Below are 14,776 nucleotides of genomic sequence, written 5' to 3'. Positions count from 1 at the left end.
CTTGGCAGAAGGAAGGGCCGGACAATCCGGCCCTTCCAAGTGTCAGATCAGCCTTAGCTGGCGTTGTTGGACGCGACGGCGGCGTCGATCAGGTCCTTGCCGATGTCGCCTTCAAACTTTTTCCAAACCGGCTTCATGGCTTCAACCCAAGCCTTGCGCTGCTCCGGGGTCAGCTCACGAATGGTGGCACCGGCATCCAGAATGTTCTGGCGGTTCTTGGCTTCCGCAGCTGCCACATTGCCGTTTGCAGTGGCGGTGACTTCTTCCACGATCGTCATGAACTGTTCACGGACGTCCGGCTCAAGGCTGTCCAGCCATTCGTCGGAAGTGACGAGCAGGTAGGCCAGAAGCTGGTGGTTGGTTTCGGTGATACCGTCCTGCACTTCGAAGAACTTCTGGGTGTAGATGTTGGACCAGGTGTTTTCCTGACCATCCACAACACCGGTCTGCAGTGCGCCATAGACTTCCTTGAAGGCCAGCTTCTGGGCATTGGCATCCAGGGCCTCGATCATGGCAACAGCCACGTCGGAGGTCTGGACACGGAATTTCAGACCCTTTGCATCGGTAGGCAGCAGCAGCGGCTTGTTGGCGGAGAACTGCTTCAGGCCGGATGCCCAGTAGCCGAGGCCCTGATAGCCGTAGTCGGTCATGGAGTTCAAAAGCTCCTTGCCGTCCGGACCGGTGGTGAAACGCTCGACGGCGCCGAGGTCCTGGAACAGGAACGGCAGGTCGAAGAGACGGAACTTCAGCGTATAGGCCTCAAACTTGGAAAGCGAGGGAGCTGCAAGCTGAACATCGCCCAGCAGAAGCGCTTCCATAACCTTGTCGTCGTCGAACAGCTGAGAGTTCGCGAACACCTGCATGCAGGCCTTGCCGTTCATCTCGTCGTTGACGCGTTCCGCCAGAAGGGTGGCAGCGTCGCCTTTCGGGTGGCCGGTTGCGGCAACCACGTGGCTGAATTTGATGACGATTTCACCGTCATCACAAGCATCGGCCGCATAAGCGTTTGCGGACAGCGCCAGGGACGCCGCGGTTGCTGCGGCGAGAGCGAATTTTTTCATCGGATGTCCTCCCAGACATTTCAGTATGACGGCCATTCGGGCCGGACAGCACGGTCGCTGGTCGTCTACCTATTGGCAATCTCCGTGCCAATTGCTGCAATCGCAGTAAAAAACGCGGATTTCTGCCAGTCAACAAAATTCCCGAAGTGAAACTGACCAAACGAGAGTTTCGATCATGGGTCGAGTCAGACACATGGCGCCAAACTGAATGTGTCGAAATCGACACATTTTCTGGGCGCTACGTCATATTTTGAGCTTTCTCGTGCCTAAATGTCAGTGCCAGATGGCACCCGACGACCGGTCATGGCGTAGTTTCACCTTGAGGCGCGACAGCTTGTCCGGATTGCGCATGTTGTAGATGCGCTCCAGCCGACCGTCGGTATCATAGCCAAACATGACAGCCGTAACGATCTCTTCGCCGTGGAACAGAACGAGGCCGCGCGTGCCGTTCAAATCCAGAATCTCGATCTGGCGGAGCTCCCAGAGGCGGCCCAGAATGAGAACGACATAGCGGGCCACATCGTCGGGCCCTTTGAGAACCCGGCTCATGGCCGTTGCCTTGCCGCCGCCATCGGACTGGAGCTGCACGGTTTCGGCGAGAAGGCCTGTCAGGTGATCCGTTGAGCCCGTTTCAATCGCGGTCAGAAAGGCGGACAGGATCCGGTCCTGATGATCGGCCGGCGGAACGAAGCGGGAGGCAGGTTCCTGGACATGCCGGCTCGCCCGAGACACGAGCTGACGACAGGCCTGTTCCGTAACCCCCAGCGTTTCGGCAACTTCGTCATATGGCTTTGCGAAGATCTCACGCAGCAGATAAGCGGCGCGCTCCCTGGGGCTCAGGCGTTCCAGCAGCAGGAGGAATGCCGTCGTCAGGGATTGCGCCCGGTCAAGGTCGGTCTCCGGATCCGAGCCGGTGTCAAACTGCAGCGGTTCCGGAATCCACGGGCCGACATAGTCGACCCGTTTCCGGTGAGCGGCCTTGAGAGCGTCCAGGCAACAATTGGTGCAGACCGTGGTGAGGAATGCTTCCGGACTTGAAATGGTCATGCGATCGGTGGCTTGCCATTTCAGATAGGTGTCCTGAACCGCGTCCTCGGCATCCGCAATGGAGCCGAGCATGCGGTAGGCCAGCCCCAGCAACTTCGGACGGACCGTCTCGAAAACATCGATGCCTGGCACGTCACTCATCTCAGTGGTTCGATACCTGTATCCGGTTCCAAAGATTGATCATGGCGACCGCGGCAGTGATCGCACTGATTTCGGCATCCTCGAAATGGCGGCGCAATTCGCTGCGCAAGGCCTCATAGTTCGTGTCAATGTCGAGGCTGGTCAAGGCTTCCGTCCAGGCAAGAGCCGCCTTTTCCGCCGGTGTATAGTCATCGACGTGGCGCCAGACCGTAAGCCGCTGCAGGCGCTCCTGGGTCTCGCCCGCGTCGAGCGCTTCCTGTGTGTGCATCTTGACGCAAAAGGCGCACTGGTTGATCTGCGAGGCGCGCAGGTCGACCAGATGCCGCAGTTTCGGCTCCAGCCCCGCCTTGCCGATTTCGCCACTGGCGGCAGCAAACCGCTTCACGATATCGGGGACGTTTTCATAGTGATTGATGGCATTGGACGTCGTCATGAGTGTCTTCCAGTCAAGTTTCAGGGTGTGACACTGGGTTGACGATCAGAGGCAGCGGTTTGTGACATGGCGCAAAACTTTTTCGGCCCATGTGTTTTTTGGCCCATGTGTATTGTCATCCCTGTTCGCCCAGGGATGACATGGTCCAGCGCGCCCCGTCAGGCCGGAAGCGCTTCGTCCTTGCCAAGGCCGTATTTGCGCATCTTCTCGTAGAGCGCCTTTCGGGAAAGCCCAAGGTTCTCGTAAGTCGGCTTGATGGCGCCCTCGTTGCGCTTCAGTTCGGCGACGATCAGCGCGCGCTCATAGGCGGCCACCTGATCGAACAGGGTGGATCCGGAGCCGTTGGTGGGCGCCTTGACCAGTTCGACACCAAGCACGAACCGGTCGGCGACATTGCGCAGCTCGCGAACATTCCCAGGCCAGTCCCGCGCCATCAGCTCGGTGAGATACTCCTCATTGATGTCCGGAATCTCGCGCCGGTAACGCGCCCGGGCCTCTACCGCCAGATGCCTGAACAGCAGCGGAATATCCTCCAACCGGTCCCGCAACGGCGGAATGGCGACATTGACCACATTGAGCCGATAAAACAGGTCCAGCCGGAACCGGCCTTCATTGCCGGCGGTCTCCAGATCTTCCTTGGTGGCCGCAATGAAACGCACGTCCAGTTCAATCGCCTTGTTGGAGCCGAGCCGCTCGATGGTGCGGGTCTCGATCACGCGCAGCAGCTTGACCTGCAGCTCCAGCGGCATGGATTCGATTTCGTCCAGAAAAACGGAACCGCCATGGGCATGCTCCAGCTTGCCGATTCGTTGTCCGCTGGCACCGGTGAAGGCGCCTTTCTCATGGCCGAAAAGTTCCGATTCGATGATTTCGGCAGGCAGTGCCCCGCAATTGAGTGCAACGAAAGGCTTTTCCCTGCGGGGGCCTTCGTCGTGCAGCGCCCGGGCAACCACTTCCTTGCCGGAGCCGGTTTCCCCCAGTATCAGCACATCGGCGTCTGTTGCCGCCAGGGCCGTGACATTGCGGCGAAGCAGTTCCATGGCGGAGGTACGCCCCACAAGACGGCTTTCCAGGCCTGTCCGGTCTGCCAGTTCCTCGCGCAGCTTGCGGTTTTCCAGCACCAGTCGGCGCTTCTCGAGCGCGCGCTCCACCACGGAGGCAAGGCGTGAGACGGAGAAGGGCTTTTCCATGAAATCGTAAGCACCGGCACGCATCGCCTCGACTGCCAGCGGCACATCACCATGACCGGTGATCAGCACCACGGGCAGGGCCGGATCGATCTCGAACGCCCGTTTCATGACCTGGAACCCGTCCGTGCCGGGCATGCGAATATCGGTGACGAGCACGCCGTAAAAGCCACGGTTGATCCGTTCCAGGGCTTCTTCCGGTTCACCGGTTGCAAATACGGCCTGGCCGGACAACTCCAGCCCCTGGCTCAGGGAGCCGCGAAGGTCCGCTTCATCGTCGATCAGTAGGACGGTCGCATGATCCATAAACGTCTCTCTCGTTTCATTCCGCTGCAAGAACATGCTCGTCGGCCACTGGCAGGCGCATGGTGAAAACCGCACCGCCGCCCTCGCGATTTGCCGCCTTCAGCGATCCGGAAAAGTCATGAACGATCTTGTAGGCAATCGACAAGCCCAGCCCAAGCCCGGCGCCGACATCCTTGGTGGTGAAGAACGGATCGAAGATCTGCGGCAGGACATCGGCATCGATGCCGGGGCCGTTGTCGCTGATCGTCAGCACCGCCTCACCGTCCTCCTGCTTCAGCTCCAGACGCACTTCGGGTCGGGCTAACGCGACGGCGTTGCCGCTGACCGCATCCAGTGCGTTGGACAGGAGATTAATGACCACCTGTTCCAGCCGGATGCGTCCACCCTTGACGATGATGTCCTCGGCCGGCAGAGACAGGTCGAGGTGCACTTTGCTCTGCTTGATGTGAGGCTGCAGCAGCAGAGTTGCCTCGTCGATCACCTGGCGCAGGGACACGGGCTTGATGTCCGTGCCGGATTTGCGCGTGAAGCCTTTCAACGTCTTGGCGATTTCAGCCATGCGGCTGACCATGCCTTCGATCCGGGACAGATTGCCGAGCGCCTCGTCCGCCCGCCCCCGTTCGATCAGCATGCCCGCCACTTCCGCATCGGAGCGGATGGCCGCCAGAGGCTGATTGTATTCGTGACTGAGCGCCGCCGACATCCGGCCGAGTGTGGCCAGCTTGGCGGCCTGCACGAGTTCGGCCTGGGCCAGGCGCAAGTCGGCTTCCGCCTGCTCGCGTTCGGCCACTTCCTGTTCCAGCAGAACGTTGGTGCGGCGCAGATCGGATGTCCGCGATTGAACGCGACGCTCCAGACGCAGCGCGCTTGCCCGGTTGCGCCGCTCCTGACGCATGAATTCTTCCCGGCGGACGATCAGGATGGCGACCCCACCGGTGGCAATCACACACACCAGAAGCGCGACAAGCATGGCCCAGCCGGAGCGCAGGCGCGCCTCCTCCACCGTTACCAGGGTTCTGACCTGCCAGCCCAGAACGGCAAGATCCTCGGTCAGTTGCAGATAATAGTCTGAGGTCTGGGACACTGGCAGCAGCACCTCGATGCGCTCCGCCATCGGCATGTCGGCAATATCACGGCCGAGCGAAAGTTCGTCCATGTGCTTGCCACGCCATGCCGGAACATTGGTGACAACGATCTGGCCGTTGCCATCCAGTGCGACCAGCGGTTCCTTGCTGAGGGCCCAGGCCTGCTCGACATCTTCCAGAGAGACCCGAACCGCGAGCACACCCACAACAGCGCCGTTCCTGCGCATGGGCGACGCGAACACGTAATTCGAGACCGCCTCGGGGGTGCCGGGAATAAGCTCCCGGCCAAGCTGGCCTTGCAAGGCCTGCTCGAAAGCCTCTCCGATCCGTTCCGACCCGCCGAACGAACCGACCGGAACACCATCCTGGCTTGAAATCACGACCTTGCCCTGCCGGTCCATCAGCCAGATTTCTTCCGCCCCCGACATGCCGGCGGCGATTGCGGCGATGCCGGGATCTTCCGGCGTGCCGGATTTGATCAGCAATTGTCCGATGTCCGGACTTCGTGCCAACAGCGGTGACAGCAGACGGAACTTGTCGAGAAGTCTTTCCAGAACGGCGGTCTGAACCGCAAGATTCGCCCGTGCACCGGTTTCCACTTCTGCAAGCGAGATCCGCAAGCTGGCAAGCCCTGTCAGCCACATCAAGGCGAGCGTCGACACGATCGCCGCCGCTCCGATACCGATCTTCAGCCTGCGCCAGGTCCGGCGCTTGTTCTTGCGCAACATAGCGTCAGTATAAACAAGCCACGCGCCGCGTGAAGCCGGAGCATTAACCAGCGGCGTTCTCCCCAGTGGCAGCATCCGCCAGAGCCGGGGCACGCTGGCGCCGGTCGATGGCAACGCTCTTGATCAGAACCGTCACGTCCTTGCCCGTGTAAAGATCCAGATCGGCGACGGATGCTCGGGTGATGCGGGCGCGCAGCACCTGACCGCTGGCGGAACACAGGATTTCCGCATAAGGACCTTTTTCGCTGGAGATACTGCTGATCGTCGCCGGGAAGGCGTTTCGGATGGACAGGCCTTCCGGCGGCACGACGGCCAGAGCGACGTCTCTGGCCCGGATGCGCAAGCGCACCGCGTCGCCGGGCACAGCGGCCATGTCCGGAATCTGAAGGATGGCTCCGCCGATATCGACATCGGTCAGCCCCCAGTCCGGGTCGTATCTGGTAACCGTGCCTTCCAGCAGCGCGCTGGCCTCATGACGGCCGGTTGCCCGGCCAAGGTCTGTCCGGGCGAGCATGTCGGCCACTGGCCCGAAAGCCGGCGTGCGACCATCGGAGAGGATCACGAGCGTATTCGACAGGCGCGCCACTTCCTCGATGGAATGGCTGACATAGAGGATCGGGATCCCCGCTTCCACGCACAGACGGTCCAGATAGGGCAGAATGTCGTTGCGCCGCGCCTGATCGAGATTGGCCAGCGGCTCGTCCATGATCAGCAGTCGCGGGTCCGACAGCAGCGCCCGGCCGATGGCCACCCTCTGCTTCTCGCCGCCAGAAAGCGTTCCGGGCTTGCGCTCCAGAAGCCCGCCCAACCCCAGCAGATCGACCACCTCGGCCATGTCCCGTGTGCCCGGTCTGCGGCCCGCCCAGCGCGCATAAGTCAGGTTGGAGGCGACGCTCAGATGCGGGAACAGCCGGGCATCCTGAAAGACGTGGCCGATCCTGCGTGCCTGAACCGGAAGGTCGATGCCTTTTTCCGCGTCGAACAGCACTGTGCCATTGACGGCGATATGGCCGCTGAGCGGCTTGAGAAGCCCGGCAATCATGTTGGTAAGGGTCGTCTTGCCGGCTCCGGACTGACCGAAGAGGGATGTCACTCCGCTGCCGCTGTCGAAGCGGGCTTCAAGATCCAGCTGACCGATACGACCCTTGATGTCGACATCAAGCATGACCACCCCCCATGCGCGCGCGCAGCCTGCGTGCAAACGCTTCGGACGCTATCAATGCCGCAAAGGCAACAAAGGCCGCGATCAGCGTCAGACGAAAGGCAGCCAGCTCACCACCTGGCGTCTGGGTGGCAGTGTAAAGGGCCAGCGAAAGGGTTCTGGTTTCCCCAGGGATGTTGGAGACAAAAGTGATGGTTGCGCCGAATTCACCCATGGCCTTGGCAAAGCCGAGGATGGCGCCGCCCAGAATGCCGGGAAGCGCAAGAGGCAGAGTGACCGTAAGGAATGCTGTCAGGCGGTAGGCGCCCAACGACTTGGCCGCCTCTTCCAGTTTCGGGTCGACAGCTTCGAAGGAAAGGCGGATGGGCCGCACCATCAGCGGAAAGGCCATCACACCGGCAGCGAGCGCGGCGCCGGTCCAGTTGAAGGCGAAGGTGACGCCAAAGACACTGTCCAGAAACGAGCCGACCGGGCCCTTTCGGCCAAAAGTCAGCAGCAGCACGTAGCCCGTGACGACCGGTGGCAAGACCAGTGGCAAATGCACAAGAGCGTTGACGGCGCCATGACCGGTGAACCTGTAACGGGCAAGCACGAAGGCCATCAGAACAGCAAGCGGCAGCGCAACGACGAGGGCGGCAGAAGCGACCTTGAGGGTCAAGAGAAGGGCCTGCCATTCCGCTGGCTGAAGATTGAAAAAATCCACGGCTGCTCAGTCTGTTCGTTCCGGTACGCGGCCAATTGTCCTCAGCCACCTGCCGTTATCGGTTAGAACGCAGCAGGAAGGCAAGAAATCCTTTGCGTGCGGCCATGGATGTCAATCGGCAGACTTGGGGTCAATAGTCGATATCCGCCGCGCGTTTCGCGTCGTAGATGGCGCCGTTCCTTGCCTTCCGCCGCCACGGCCGGGCCTTATTCAAGGCGATTTCGTAGGCCGGGTCTTCCTTACTCAGAAGCGCGATGGCCAGGGCCTCTTCCCTACCGGACGCAGCTTCAGCGACAAGGTCCCCTTCCGGACCGCAGACGAATGCAGGCCCCTTGTGTGCCGTCTGGGCAGGCGTTGCAGCCGCAATCCAGAGGCAGTTGGTATAGGCGGATGCCTGCAGCGCCAGCCTGAATTGCGGTGTAATGCCGTAGGAGGCAAACAGAACCGCATCCACATTCAGGCGCTCATAGGCTGAAAAAACCTCCGGAAAGGCCGCCTCGATACAAATGGCGAACCCGAACCGATATCCGTCGATATCGACCGTGAGCGGATCGCTGCCCGGCGTGTACCAGCCGCCAACCTCGCTGTTTGAAAGAAACCGTTTGTCGTATCTGCCTGCGATCTCTCCCCGATCCGACACTACGTAAAGACTGTTATGAGGGTGCTTGTTTTCCGAGACGGGATGAGCCGCGCCGAAGACTGCATAGACGCCGTGATCCCGACACAGATGACCGATCAGATCGATTTCAGCCTCAAGCAGAGGCCAGTCGAAGCGCCGCCAGTCTTCCGGTGACGTGACCTGCGCCTTCGAATATCCTGAAAGAGCCCCCTCGCAGAACACCACCAGCCGGACGTTTTCCTTCGAGGCAACGCGAAGCATTCTGCGGATAGCGTGGCCGTTTTCGGTAATATCCGGTGTAACGAACGTCTGGGCGGCGGCAATCTTTATTGTCACGTTGGTCTCCCGGTTGGCGCCATGGAGACATGGCCAAGACCGACAGTCAATCGACTTGTCTGCCTGTGCACCCGGCCTGATGGTGGCCAGCCGTGATGCGATCGGCTAGGCTCATCTTCCCTCCTTTCTTGCAGCCGCTTCCAGGACCCTGCATGACAATCACCTTGAAAACCCGCATCCCCGATGTCGAGACCTATCTGCGCCTGCGGGTCAGTTCCGGACTGAGCGGCTACGGGCGGGAAGCTGCGGAAATCGGCCTGAAGAACAGTCTTTTTTGCGTGATGCTTTATGACGGCAATGAAGCAATCGGCATGGGCCGTCTCATCGGCGACGGCGGCTGTTTTGTCCAGGTAACGGATATAGCCGTCTTGCCCGGCTATCAGGGGCAGGGCCTCGGCAAGCGCATCATGGCAGCCCTGACCGACCACATCGAAAGCGCGTTTCCGCCGTCCACCTATGTCAGCCTGATCGCCGATGTGCCGGCAAATGCGCTCTATGCCCAGTTCGGCTTTGAGGAAACGGCGCCGAGATCCCTCGGCATGGCGCGACGGGCGGGGCGTAAAGACACGGCCTGACAGAGGCGCGACGGGGAAAAATGTTGCGCTCGCAAATCGGGTCGTTTCGGGCTTTCTGGAGGCCTAGGGTCTTCTCACAACCTTTGAGGAGACAACATCATGTTTCAGATCGAGCCCCTTCCCGCCTCCGCGTTCACCCACCTCAACAGCCTGAGCGACGCAGAACTCGCGCAGGAAGGCATTCAGGTGCACATTTCGGACGGCGCATTTCCCTGCCGCGTTTCGCTTGCCGATGCTGCAAAAGGCACCCGGGTTTATCTCATGAATTTCGAACATCAGCCGGGCGCATCCCCCTACCGGTCCCGGCACGCGATCTTTGTTGCCGAGGGCGCGGAAGAATACCATCCGGATCCGGACACGATTCCCGATGCCGTGGCAAAACGCCTGTTGTCTGTGCGCGCCTTCAACCGGGCCGACGAGATTGTTGACGCTGAAGTCGTCGAGGGCCGCGAGCTTGCCGGTGTCATCGCGTCCTTCTTCGAAAACCCGCATGTCGACTACATTCACCTGCATTTTGCACGCCGGGGCTGCTACGCGGCAAAGGTCATACGTACCGCAAAAGCCGATCAGTAAAGCCTGAGCAAACCTTCGGAGGTGGCTTCTTCCAGAAGCGCTTCCGGGGTTTGTTTCAGCTTGCCGTGCCGGATCATCGCATCACCGATGTCGCCAAGATCGTCAGCGTTGCGCCAGCTTTCCGGTTGCCAGATCTTCGAGCGGATCATGGCCTTGGGGCAATGCATGAATGCCCGGGTGACCTGCACTGCCAGCGCCATTGAGGGTCGTTTGCCTTCCACTTCCATCTGTTCCAGAAGCCAGGCATCGCGAACGATGCGAGCCTCGCCCGAAACCCTCAGGGTCTCGCCCTTGCCCGGGATCAGAAAAATCAGCCCGACGCGCGGGTCCTTCAGCAGATTGTGGTAGCTGTCGAGGCGGCGATTTCCCGGACGGTCGGGGATCGCCAGCAGCGTGTCGCTCACCACATTGGCAAAGCCGGCCGGGTCTCCCTTGGGGCTGACATCGATCACGCCCTGCGGATCAGCCGTCGCGATCAGGCAGAAAGGGGAGCGTGCAATGAACTGCCGGCACAGGTCATCCAGCGCCGTTACCTCCTTTACTTTCACCTTCTCAGGTGCTGTTCCGGCATGGGCTTCGAGCTGTTCGACCGTTGTTATCAGATCGCTGAAATCTGCAAGTGTCGTGGGATCTTCCGGCATGGCTACCTCCCTGGATCTGCCTGCTGGCGTCTTCACCATCAAACGGCGCGGGGTCCACAAAAACAAGGTGTTTCGCTGGAACCAGCCTTTTTCCGAACTGGCGCCCTTAATCTGGCTAAACTGGATCTTACCAGCGCATTCCCGCACCCATCATAAAGGGATCGCATTGCCGATTTAAACTTAAACGGTAATCTAAATGCACATGCCACTTTAGGGAGATACGGCCATGCCAACCCCAGCCAAACGCCGCGCCGCCTTCAAAGCCCTTCACGAAAGAGGGCGGGCGTTTCTGATGCCCAATCCTTTCGACATAGGCACAGCCCGGATCCTGGATGGATTGCGGTTCGACGCGATGGCCACGTCCAGTGCCGGATATGCCTGGACTCAAGGGGTGAAGGATGCCGAAGGGCTGATCACGCGGGACGATGCGCTCGGTCATGCGGCCGATATCATCGCCGCCACCAGCGTTCCGGTGAACGGTGATCTGGAAAACGGGTTTGGCGACAGCCCGGACGACGTGGTGGCGACGGTCAAGGGGGCGATCGAGGTTGGCCTCGCCGGCTGCTCCATCGAGGATTACTCCACCGACCCGAAGCATCCTTTTTACGATCTGGAGCTGGCGGTGGAGCGGATCAAGGCGGCCGCGGATGTCAAGAAGCGGCTCGCGCCGGATTTCGTCCTGACCGCCCGCAGCGAAGGCCCCGTGCAGACGCAGCATGAGCTTGACGAGACGATCAAGCGGCTCAACGCTTTCGCCGAAGCGGGCGCTGATTGCGTCTACGCACCGGAACTGAAGAACAAGGACCAGATCACCGCGGTTCTGGCCAAGGTCAGTGCGCCGGTGAATATTCTGGCCGGCCGCAAGGACTTTCACCTGACCCGCAAGGAGCTGGGCGACATGGGGGTTACCCGCGTGTCCATCGGGGCGGGCCTGGCCCGGCTTGCCTATCACGCCTTTATTTCCGCTGCAGAAGACATGAAGGACGGCGGGACGTTCGGCTGTTTCGACAGAACCGAAACCATGCCGGAGGGAGCTCCCGATTTTGAATCCTTCATGAAGGCGAGGCCCTGACACGGCATGGACGCCCTGTCCGGCCCAAATGGCCTCACTCGGGCAAAGTCCGGGGGTGCCGAAGCTTTGCGCGAACTCGCCCGGCGCGCCTACGAACACTATATCCCGGTCATCGGCGCCGTGCCGGTGCCCATGACCGCGGATTATGCCGCTCATGTACGCAATGACGAGGTGTGGGTTCTACGCTCCGGCAACGCTCTTGCCGCAAGCCTCGTGCTGGTCAGGCAACCGGATCATCTTCTCATAGAGAGCATCGCTGTCGATCCCGCCGAGCAGGGCAAGGGCCATGGACGGCAGTTGCTGGATTTTGCACGGCAACGCGCCGCGGACCTGCAACTGGCCGAAATCCGGCTCTATACCAACATCCTGATGCATGAGAACCGGGCCTGGTACCAGCGGGCGGGGTTCGCTGAGACCCATGAAGAACAGCGCGGTGACAAGCGGATCGTTCATATGCGGTTGTCGCTGTGACCGCTCTGCCGTTCCTGAAGCGCAGGAGGACATCAATCCAGGACCGGGCGGACCCCGGCCCTGCATTTGATCATCTTGCCTGCGCCGCAGCCCTCGCGACCAGCTACTCCGGGCCCCTGGTTTTCTGCTTTTTCTCCTTCATGGCATTGCGCACCATCTTGCCGAATGCCCGGTCCTTGGACCTGCGTTCGGCCAGGCTGGCAGAGTTGAAGGCTTCTTCCGCCTTCAGTTTTCGCCATCTCGCTAGCCTTCCGGCTTCGAGGGTTCCGTCCTCGAGCGCTGCCCGAACCGCACAGCCGGGTTCCGTTTCGTGCCGGCAGTCCGAAAAACGGCACCGGGCGGCAAGGCCGGACACATCGGAAAACAGATCATCGATCCCCGCAGCCGCATCGGTAAGCTGAAGTTCCCGCATGCCCGGCGTATCCAGCACCAGACAGCCGCCCGGCACCGCGTGAAGCTGCCGATGGGTCGTCGTGTGACGACCCTTGGCGTCGTCTTCACGAATGGCCTGTGTGGCGATGTCTTCCGTGCCGGAGAGGGCATTGGCAAGGGTCGACTTGCCGACGCCGGACGACCCCAGAAAGGCGACCGTCTTGCCCGGTTTGCACCAGTCCGCCAGTTTCACGCCCGGCTCGTCACCGCGCGCGTCCAGCGTCACAACCGGAACCGCACTGGAAATCGCCTGGGCCTGATCGACATAGTTTTCCGGATCGGTCGCCAGATCGGATTTGGTCAGGACGATTACAGGAGCAATCTCTGCTTCCAGGGCGAGCGCGATGTATCGCTCCAGACGGGCGATGTTGAAATCCTGATTGCAGGAGGACACCACGAAAACCGTATCGATGTTGGCGGCGATAAGCTGGATCTGGCGATCCGTTCCCGGTGCGCGGCGCTTGAGCAGGCTCAGCCGGTCCAGCACCCGGCTTGATGCCGGATGGGCGCTGTCCAGCAGCAGCCAGTCGCCTACGGTCGCGTCCCTTACGGGCAGGATCGTCTCGTCGATGCTCTCGCCGACCACATGAAAGGCGTTTCGATGAACTTCGACCACCCGCACAGGCGGCGTTGCCGTCAGTTCGTCGGAACTGATCTGTTGCGCGAAAAAGACTTGCCATCCTAGCGTCTGCAGCGGCGATAGGATCTTGTCCGGCCCATTGGTTTTCGGGCGTGAAGGAAAGAAGGCGGAATAGTTCCGTACCATGAGATTGTCTCGTGAATTAAACACACGTCATCGGGCGCCCGTTGAGGCACCGGTTCATGTATTCAAGGCTCTCTGATCTTCAGAGAGCCTGCTCACGCAATCTCTGACATCCAATCTCCATGGGTGGCGCCTCGCAAGACGCCTCTTTTAGGTAGTCGCAAACAAAAGCCGATACAAGCTTTCCCCGACAACGGGCCCTCTTATTCCGGGCGCTCGCCGACATAGGCCGCCCGTGGCCGGATCTGCTCCGGCGCGGCGTATTGCTCCAGCGCATGGGCGATCCAGCCGGCCATGCGGCCAGCGCAGAAGATGATCTTCCCGGCGTCCTTCGGCAGGCCAAAGGTCTTTTGTGTCGCGGCCAGGGCGAAGTCGATGTTCGGCGCTTCGCCGAAGAGATCGTGCGCAACCGATATCAATCCCGTCAGCCGCTGCACAAAAGGATTTGCCGGTTCGCTGCGATAGAGGACGTCGAGCAGGCATGAGGCGCGCGGATCCGGCCCCCTGTAGATGGTGTGGCCGAAGCCGGGCAGGGGTTCGCCCAGGCTCAACCGGTCCGAGAGCATGGTTTCGATGTCGGTGTCAGGCCCGACCTCCGAGAGCCAGGCTGTTGTCCTGTCGGATGCCGCACCATGACGCGGACCGGCGAAGGCCCCGAGACCTGAAATCAGGGCTGCGTGCAGGGGCGCGCGGGTGGAGGCGGCACAGCGGGTTGCGAAGGCACTGGTGTTGAGTTCGTGGTCGGCACACAGGACCAGCGCCGCCCGAATCACGTTCTTTGCCGAAGACGACACACCGTAGGCGTTGGCGATCTGCGTGTGGATCGGCACGTCGACCGGATCGGCGTTGAGGAGAGCTGCCACCGCATAGCGCAACAGGGCCGCGCCCTTGACCTGCAAAAGCTTGGGCGCCTGGGTGTAGGCGGCCTTGTCCTGCAGCGGCCAGGCGGCGAGCGCGACCATGAGCCTGTCCAGCGGCGCAAGACCTTGCGGCAATTCCGGCGGCGGCAGCGGCGCGCTTTCGGCGAAGGGATCGTCCTGCGACGCCCACAGCAGGGTTGCCACGGTTTCCAGCGTCGAGGTTTGCGCCAGATCGACCGCAGACCGGCCACGGTAGACCGGCCCCGTCTCCGAAATCAGTGTCAATTCGGTTTCCAGCACCGGGTCACCGGTCAGCGGCCGGGCGCCGGAATGGTCGTCGGCGGCCTTGCGACCCTTCATGCGGCGCACGTCCGCCGCATCGTAGCGGCGCTGCTTGCCCGGACCAGCAACGGAGGCGATCAGCCCCCGGCTGACATAGGCGTAGAGCGTGGCGGGCTGAACACCGAGTTCAGCGGCGGCCTCACGGGCGGAAAGATAAATCGGCTTGGACATGTATTGATTTTAATTATCAACATTGATCAATGCAATCGCTTCTTACTATCTGGCGGGCATAGATAAGG

At 61.1% G+C, this 14,776-nt stretch carries 16 protein-coding genes; 5 read left to right on the top strand and 11 right to left on the bottom strand.

The window, feature by feature from the left end; all coding sequences use genetic code 11:
• Positions 1–53: 53 nt before the first annotated feature.
• The 8 genes from AC2A6O_RS11265 to AC2A6O_RS11230 form a co-directional block, all read right to left on the bottom strand.
• Positions 54–1,061: a DctP family TRAP transporter solute-binding subunit gene (locus AC2A6O_RS11265; protein ID WP_148583218.1), complete on the bottom strand. Its 1,008-nt coding sequence runs from the start codon at positions 1,059–1,061 to the stop codon at positions 54–56.
• A 273-nt stretch (positions 1,062–1,334) separates the two neighbouring features.
• Complete coding sequence (sigJ, locus tag AC2A6O_RS11260) at positions 1,335–2,249, bottom strand: RNA polymerase sigma factor SigJ (RefSeq protein ID WP_498927025.1); 915 nt, start codon at positions 2,247–2,249, stop codon at positions 1,335–1,337.
• Position 2,250: 1 nt separating this feature from the next.
• The gene (locus tag AC2A6O_RS11255; RefSeq protein ID WP_498927023.1) at positions 2,251–2,682 is read right to left on the bottom strand and encodes a carboxymuconolactone decarboxylase family protein; all 432 of its coding nucleotides are present in this window, start codon (positions 2,680–2,682) and stop codon (positions 2,251–2,253) included.
• 158 nt (positions 2,683–2,840) lie between these two features.
• Positions 2,841–4,175 (bottom strand): sigma-54-dependent transcriptional regulator, encoded by a 1,335-nt coding sequence (locus tag AC2A6O_RS11250; protein ID WP_148583221.1) that lies wholly within the window; start codon positions 4,173–4,175, stop codon positions 2,841–2,843.
• A gap of 16 nt (positions 4,176–4,191) precedes the next feature.
• Positions 4,192–5,988, bottom strand: coding sequence for a sensor histidine kinase (locus tag AC2A6O_RS11245; protein WP_498927021.1), 1,797 nt, complete (start codon positions 5,986–5,988; stop codon positions 4,192–4,194).
• Between the two features lie 43 nt (positions 5,989–6,031).
• Positions 6,032–7,153, bottom strand: a complete 1,122-nt coding sequence (modC, locus tag AC2A6O_RS11240; RefSeq protein WP_498927019.1) for a molybdenum ABC transporter ATP-binding protein — start codon at positions 7,151–7,153, stop codon at positions 6,032–6,034.
• Positions 7,146–7,853 (bottom strand): molybdate ABC transporter permease subunit, encoded by a 708-nt coding sequence (modB, locus tag AC2A6O_RS11235; RefSeq protein ID WP_148583223.1) that lies wholly within the window; start codon positions 7,851–7,853, stop codon positions 7,146–7,148. The genes modC and modB overlap by 8 nt, the downstream gene beginning before the upstream one ends.
• Before the next feature lie 130 nt (positions 7,854–7,983).
• Positions 7,984–8,808, bottom strand: coding sequence for a carbon-nitrogen hydrolase family protein (locus tag AC2A6O_RS11230; RefSeq protein WP_498927017.1), 825 nt, complete (start codon positions 8,806–8,808; stop codon positions 7,984–7,986).
• A gap of 152 nt (positions 8,809–8,960) precedes the next feature.
• On the opposite strand from AC2A6O_RS11230, the gene AC2A6O_RS11225 reads away from it, so the two are divergent.
• Both AC2A6O_RS11225 and AC2A6O_RS11220 read left to right on the top strand, forming a co-directional pair.
• Positions 8,961–9,383 carry a GNAT family N-acetyltransferase gene (locus tag AC2A6O_RS11225; protein WP_148583224.1) on the top strand — a complete coding sequence of 141 codons (423 nt, stop codon included), beginning with the start codon at positions 8,961–8,963 and terminating at the stop codon, positions 9,381–9,383.
• Positions 9,384–9,482: 99 nt separating this feature from the next.
• Positions 9,483–9,956 carry a DUF1203 domain-containing protein gene (locus AC2A6O_RS11220; RefSeq protein WP_498927015.1) on the top strand — a complete coding sequence of 158 codons (474 nt, stop codon included), beginning with the start codon at positions 9,483–9,485 and terminating at the stop codon, positions 9,954–9,956.
• Here AC2A6O_RS11220 and AC2A6O_RS11215 read toward each other — a convergent pair.
• Positions 9,950–10,597: a pyridoxamine 5'-phosphate oxidase family protein gene (locus tag AC2A6O_RS11215; RefSeq protein WP_498927013.1), complete on the bottom strand. Its 648-nt coding sequence runs from the start codon at positions 10,595–10,597 to the stop codon at positions 9,950–9,952. The genes AC2A6O_RS11220 and AC2A6O_RS11215 overlap by 7 nt on opposite strands.
• On the opposite strand from AC2A6O_RS11215, the gene AC2A6O_RS11210 reads away from it, so the two are divergent.
• Genes AC2A6O_RS11210 through AC2A6O_RS11200 form a run of 3 tightly spaced genes read left to right on the top strand, consistent with a single transcriptional unit; the run spans position 10,596 to position 12,140 of the window.
• A complete protein-coding gene (locus AC2A6O_RS11210; RefSeq protein ID WP_498927011.1) occupies positions 10,596–10,775 on the top strand; it encodes a hypothetical protein in 180 nt (59 codons plus the stop codon). The genes AC2A6O_RS11215 and AC2A6O_RS11210 overlap by 2 nt on opposite strands.
• 48 nt (positions 10,776–10,823) lie before the next feature.
• On the top strand, positions 10,824–11,669 hold the full coding sequence (locus tag AC2A6O_RS11205) for an isocitrate lyase/PEP mutase family protein (RefSeq protein ID WP_498927009.1): 846 nt from the start codon (positions 10,824–10,826) through the stop codon (positions 11,667–11,669).
• 6 nt (positions 11,670–11,675) lie between these two features.
• On the top strand, positions 11,676–12,140 hold the full coding sequence (locus AC2A6O_RS11200; protein WP_498927007.1) for a GNAT family N-acetyltransferase: 465 nt from the start codon (positions 11,676–11,678) through the stop codon (positions 12,138–12,140).
• Positions 12,141–12,243: 103 nt separating this feature from the next.
• Here AC2A6O_RS11200 and rsgA read toward each other — a convergent pair whose 3' ends face one another.
• Both rsgA and AC2A6O_RS11190 read right to left on the bottom strand, forming a co-directional pair.
• A complete protein-coding gene (gene rsgA, locus AC2A6O_RS11195; protein WP_498927005.1) occupies positions 12,244–13,338 on the bottom strand; it encodes a ribosome small subunit-dependent GTPase A in 1,095 nt (364 codons plus the stop codon).
• A 200-nt stretch (positions 13,339–13,538) separates the two neighbouring features.
• The gene (locus AC2A6O_RS11190) at positions 13,539–14,708 is read right to left on the bottom strand and encodes a citrate synthase (protein WP_498927003.1); all 1,170 of its coding nucleotides are present in this window, start codon (positions 14,706–14,708) and stop codon (positions 13,539–13,541) included.
• Positions 14,709–14,776: the final 68 nt, after the last annotated feature.

This window comes from Labrenzia sp. ATLA3 (genome assembly GCF_057180185.1).
The sequence above is the reverse complement of the archived record's forward strand: the minus strand, read 5'-3'. Positions and strand labels throughout refer to the sequence as shown.

Excerpts from the sequence above, each read along its gene's own strand:
- AC2A6O_RS11265 (WP_148583218.1), bottom strand. The coding sequence starts at position 1,061 with ATGAAAAAATTCGCTCTCGCCGCAGCAACCGCGGCGTCCCTGGCGCTG.
- sigJ (WP_498927025.1), bottom strand. The coding sequence starts at position 2,249 with ATGAGTGACGTGCCAGGCATCGATGTTTTCGAGACGGTCCGTCCGAAG.
- AC2A6O_RS11255 (WP_498927023.1), bottom strand. The coding sequence starts at position 2,682 with ATGACGACGTCCAATGCCATCAATCACTATGAAAACGTCCCCGATATC.
- AC2A6O_RS11250 (WP_148583221.1), bottom strand. The coding sequence starts at position 4,175 with ATGGATCATGCGACCGTCCTACTGATCGACGATGAAGCGGACCTTCGC.
- AC2A6O_RS11245 (WP_498927021.1), bottom strand. The coding sequence starts at position 5,988 with ATGTTGCGCAAGAACAAGCGCCGGACCTGGCGCAGGCTGAAGATCGGT.
- modC (WP_498927019.1), bottom strand. The coding sequence starts at position 7,153 with ATGCTTGATGTCGACATCAAGGGTCGTATCGGTCAGCTGGATCTTGAA.
- AC2A6O_RS11225 (WP_148583224.1), top strand. The coding sequence starts at position 8,961 with ATGACAATCACCTTGAAAACCCGCATCCCCGATGTCGAGACCTATCTG.
- AC2A6O_RS11220 (WP_498927015.1), top strand. The coding sequence starts at position 9,483 with ATGTTTCAGATCGAGCCCCTTCCCGCCTCCGCGTTCACCCACCTCAAC.
- AC2A6O_RS11210 (WP_498927011.1), top strand. The coding sequence starts at position 10,596 with ATGGCTACCTCCCTGGATCTGCCTGCTGGCGTCTTCACCATCAAACGG.
- AC2A6O_RS11215 (WP_498927013.1), bottom strand. The coding sequence starts at position 10,597 with ATGCCGGAAGATCCCACGACACTTGCAGATTTCAGCGATCTGATAACA.
- AC2A6O_RS11205 (WP_498927009.1), top strand. The coding sequence starts at position 10,824 with ATGCCAACCCCAGCCAAACGCCGCGCCGCCTTCAAAGCCCTTCACGAA.
- AC2A6O_RS11200 (WP_498927007.1), top strand. The coding sequence starts at position 11,676 with ATGGACGCCCTGTCCGGCCCAAATGGCCTCACTCGGGCAAAGTCCGGG.
- rsgA (WP_498927005.1), bottom strand. The coding sequence starts at position 13,338 with ATGGTACGGAACTATTCCGCCTTCTTTCCTTCACGCCCGAAAACCAAT.
- AC2A6O_RS11190 (WP_498927003.1), bottom strand. The coding sequence starts at position 14,708 with ATGTCCAAGCCGATTTATCTTTCCGCCCGTGAGGCCGCCGCTGAACTC.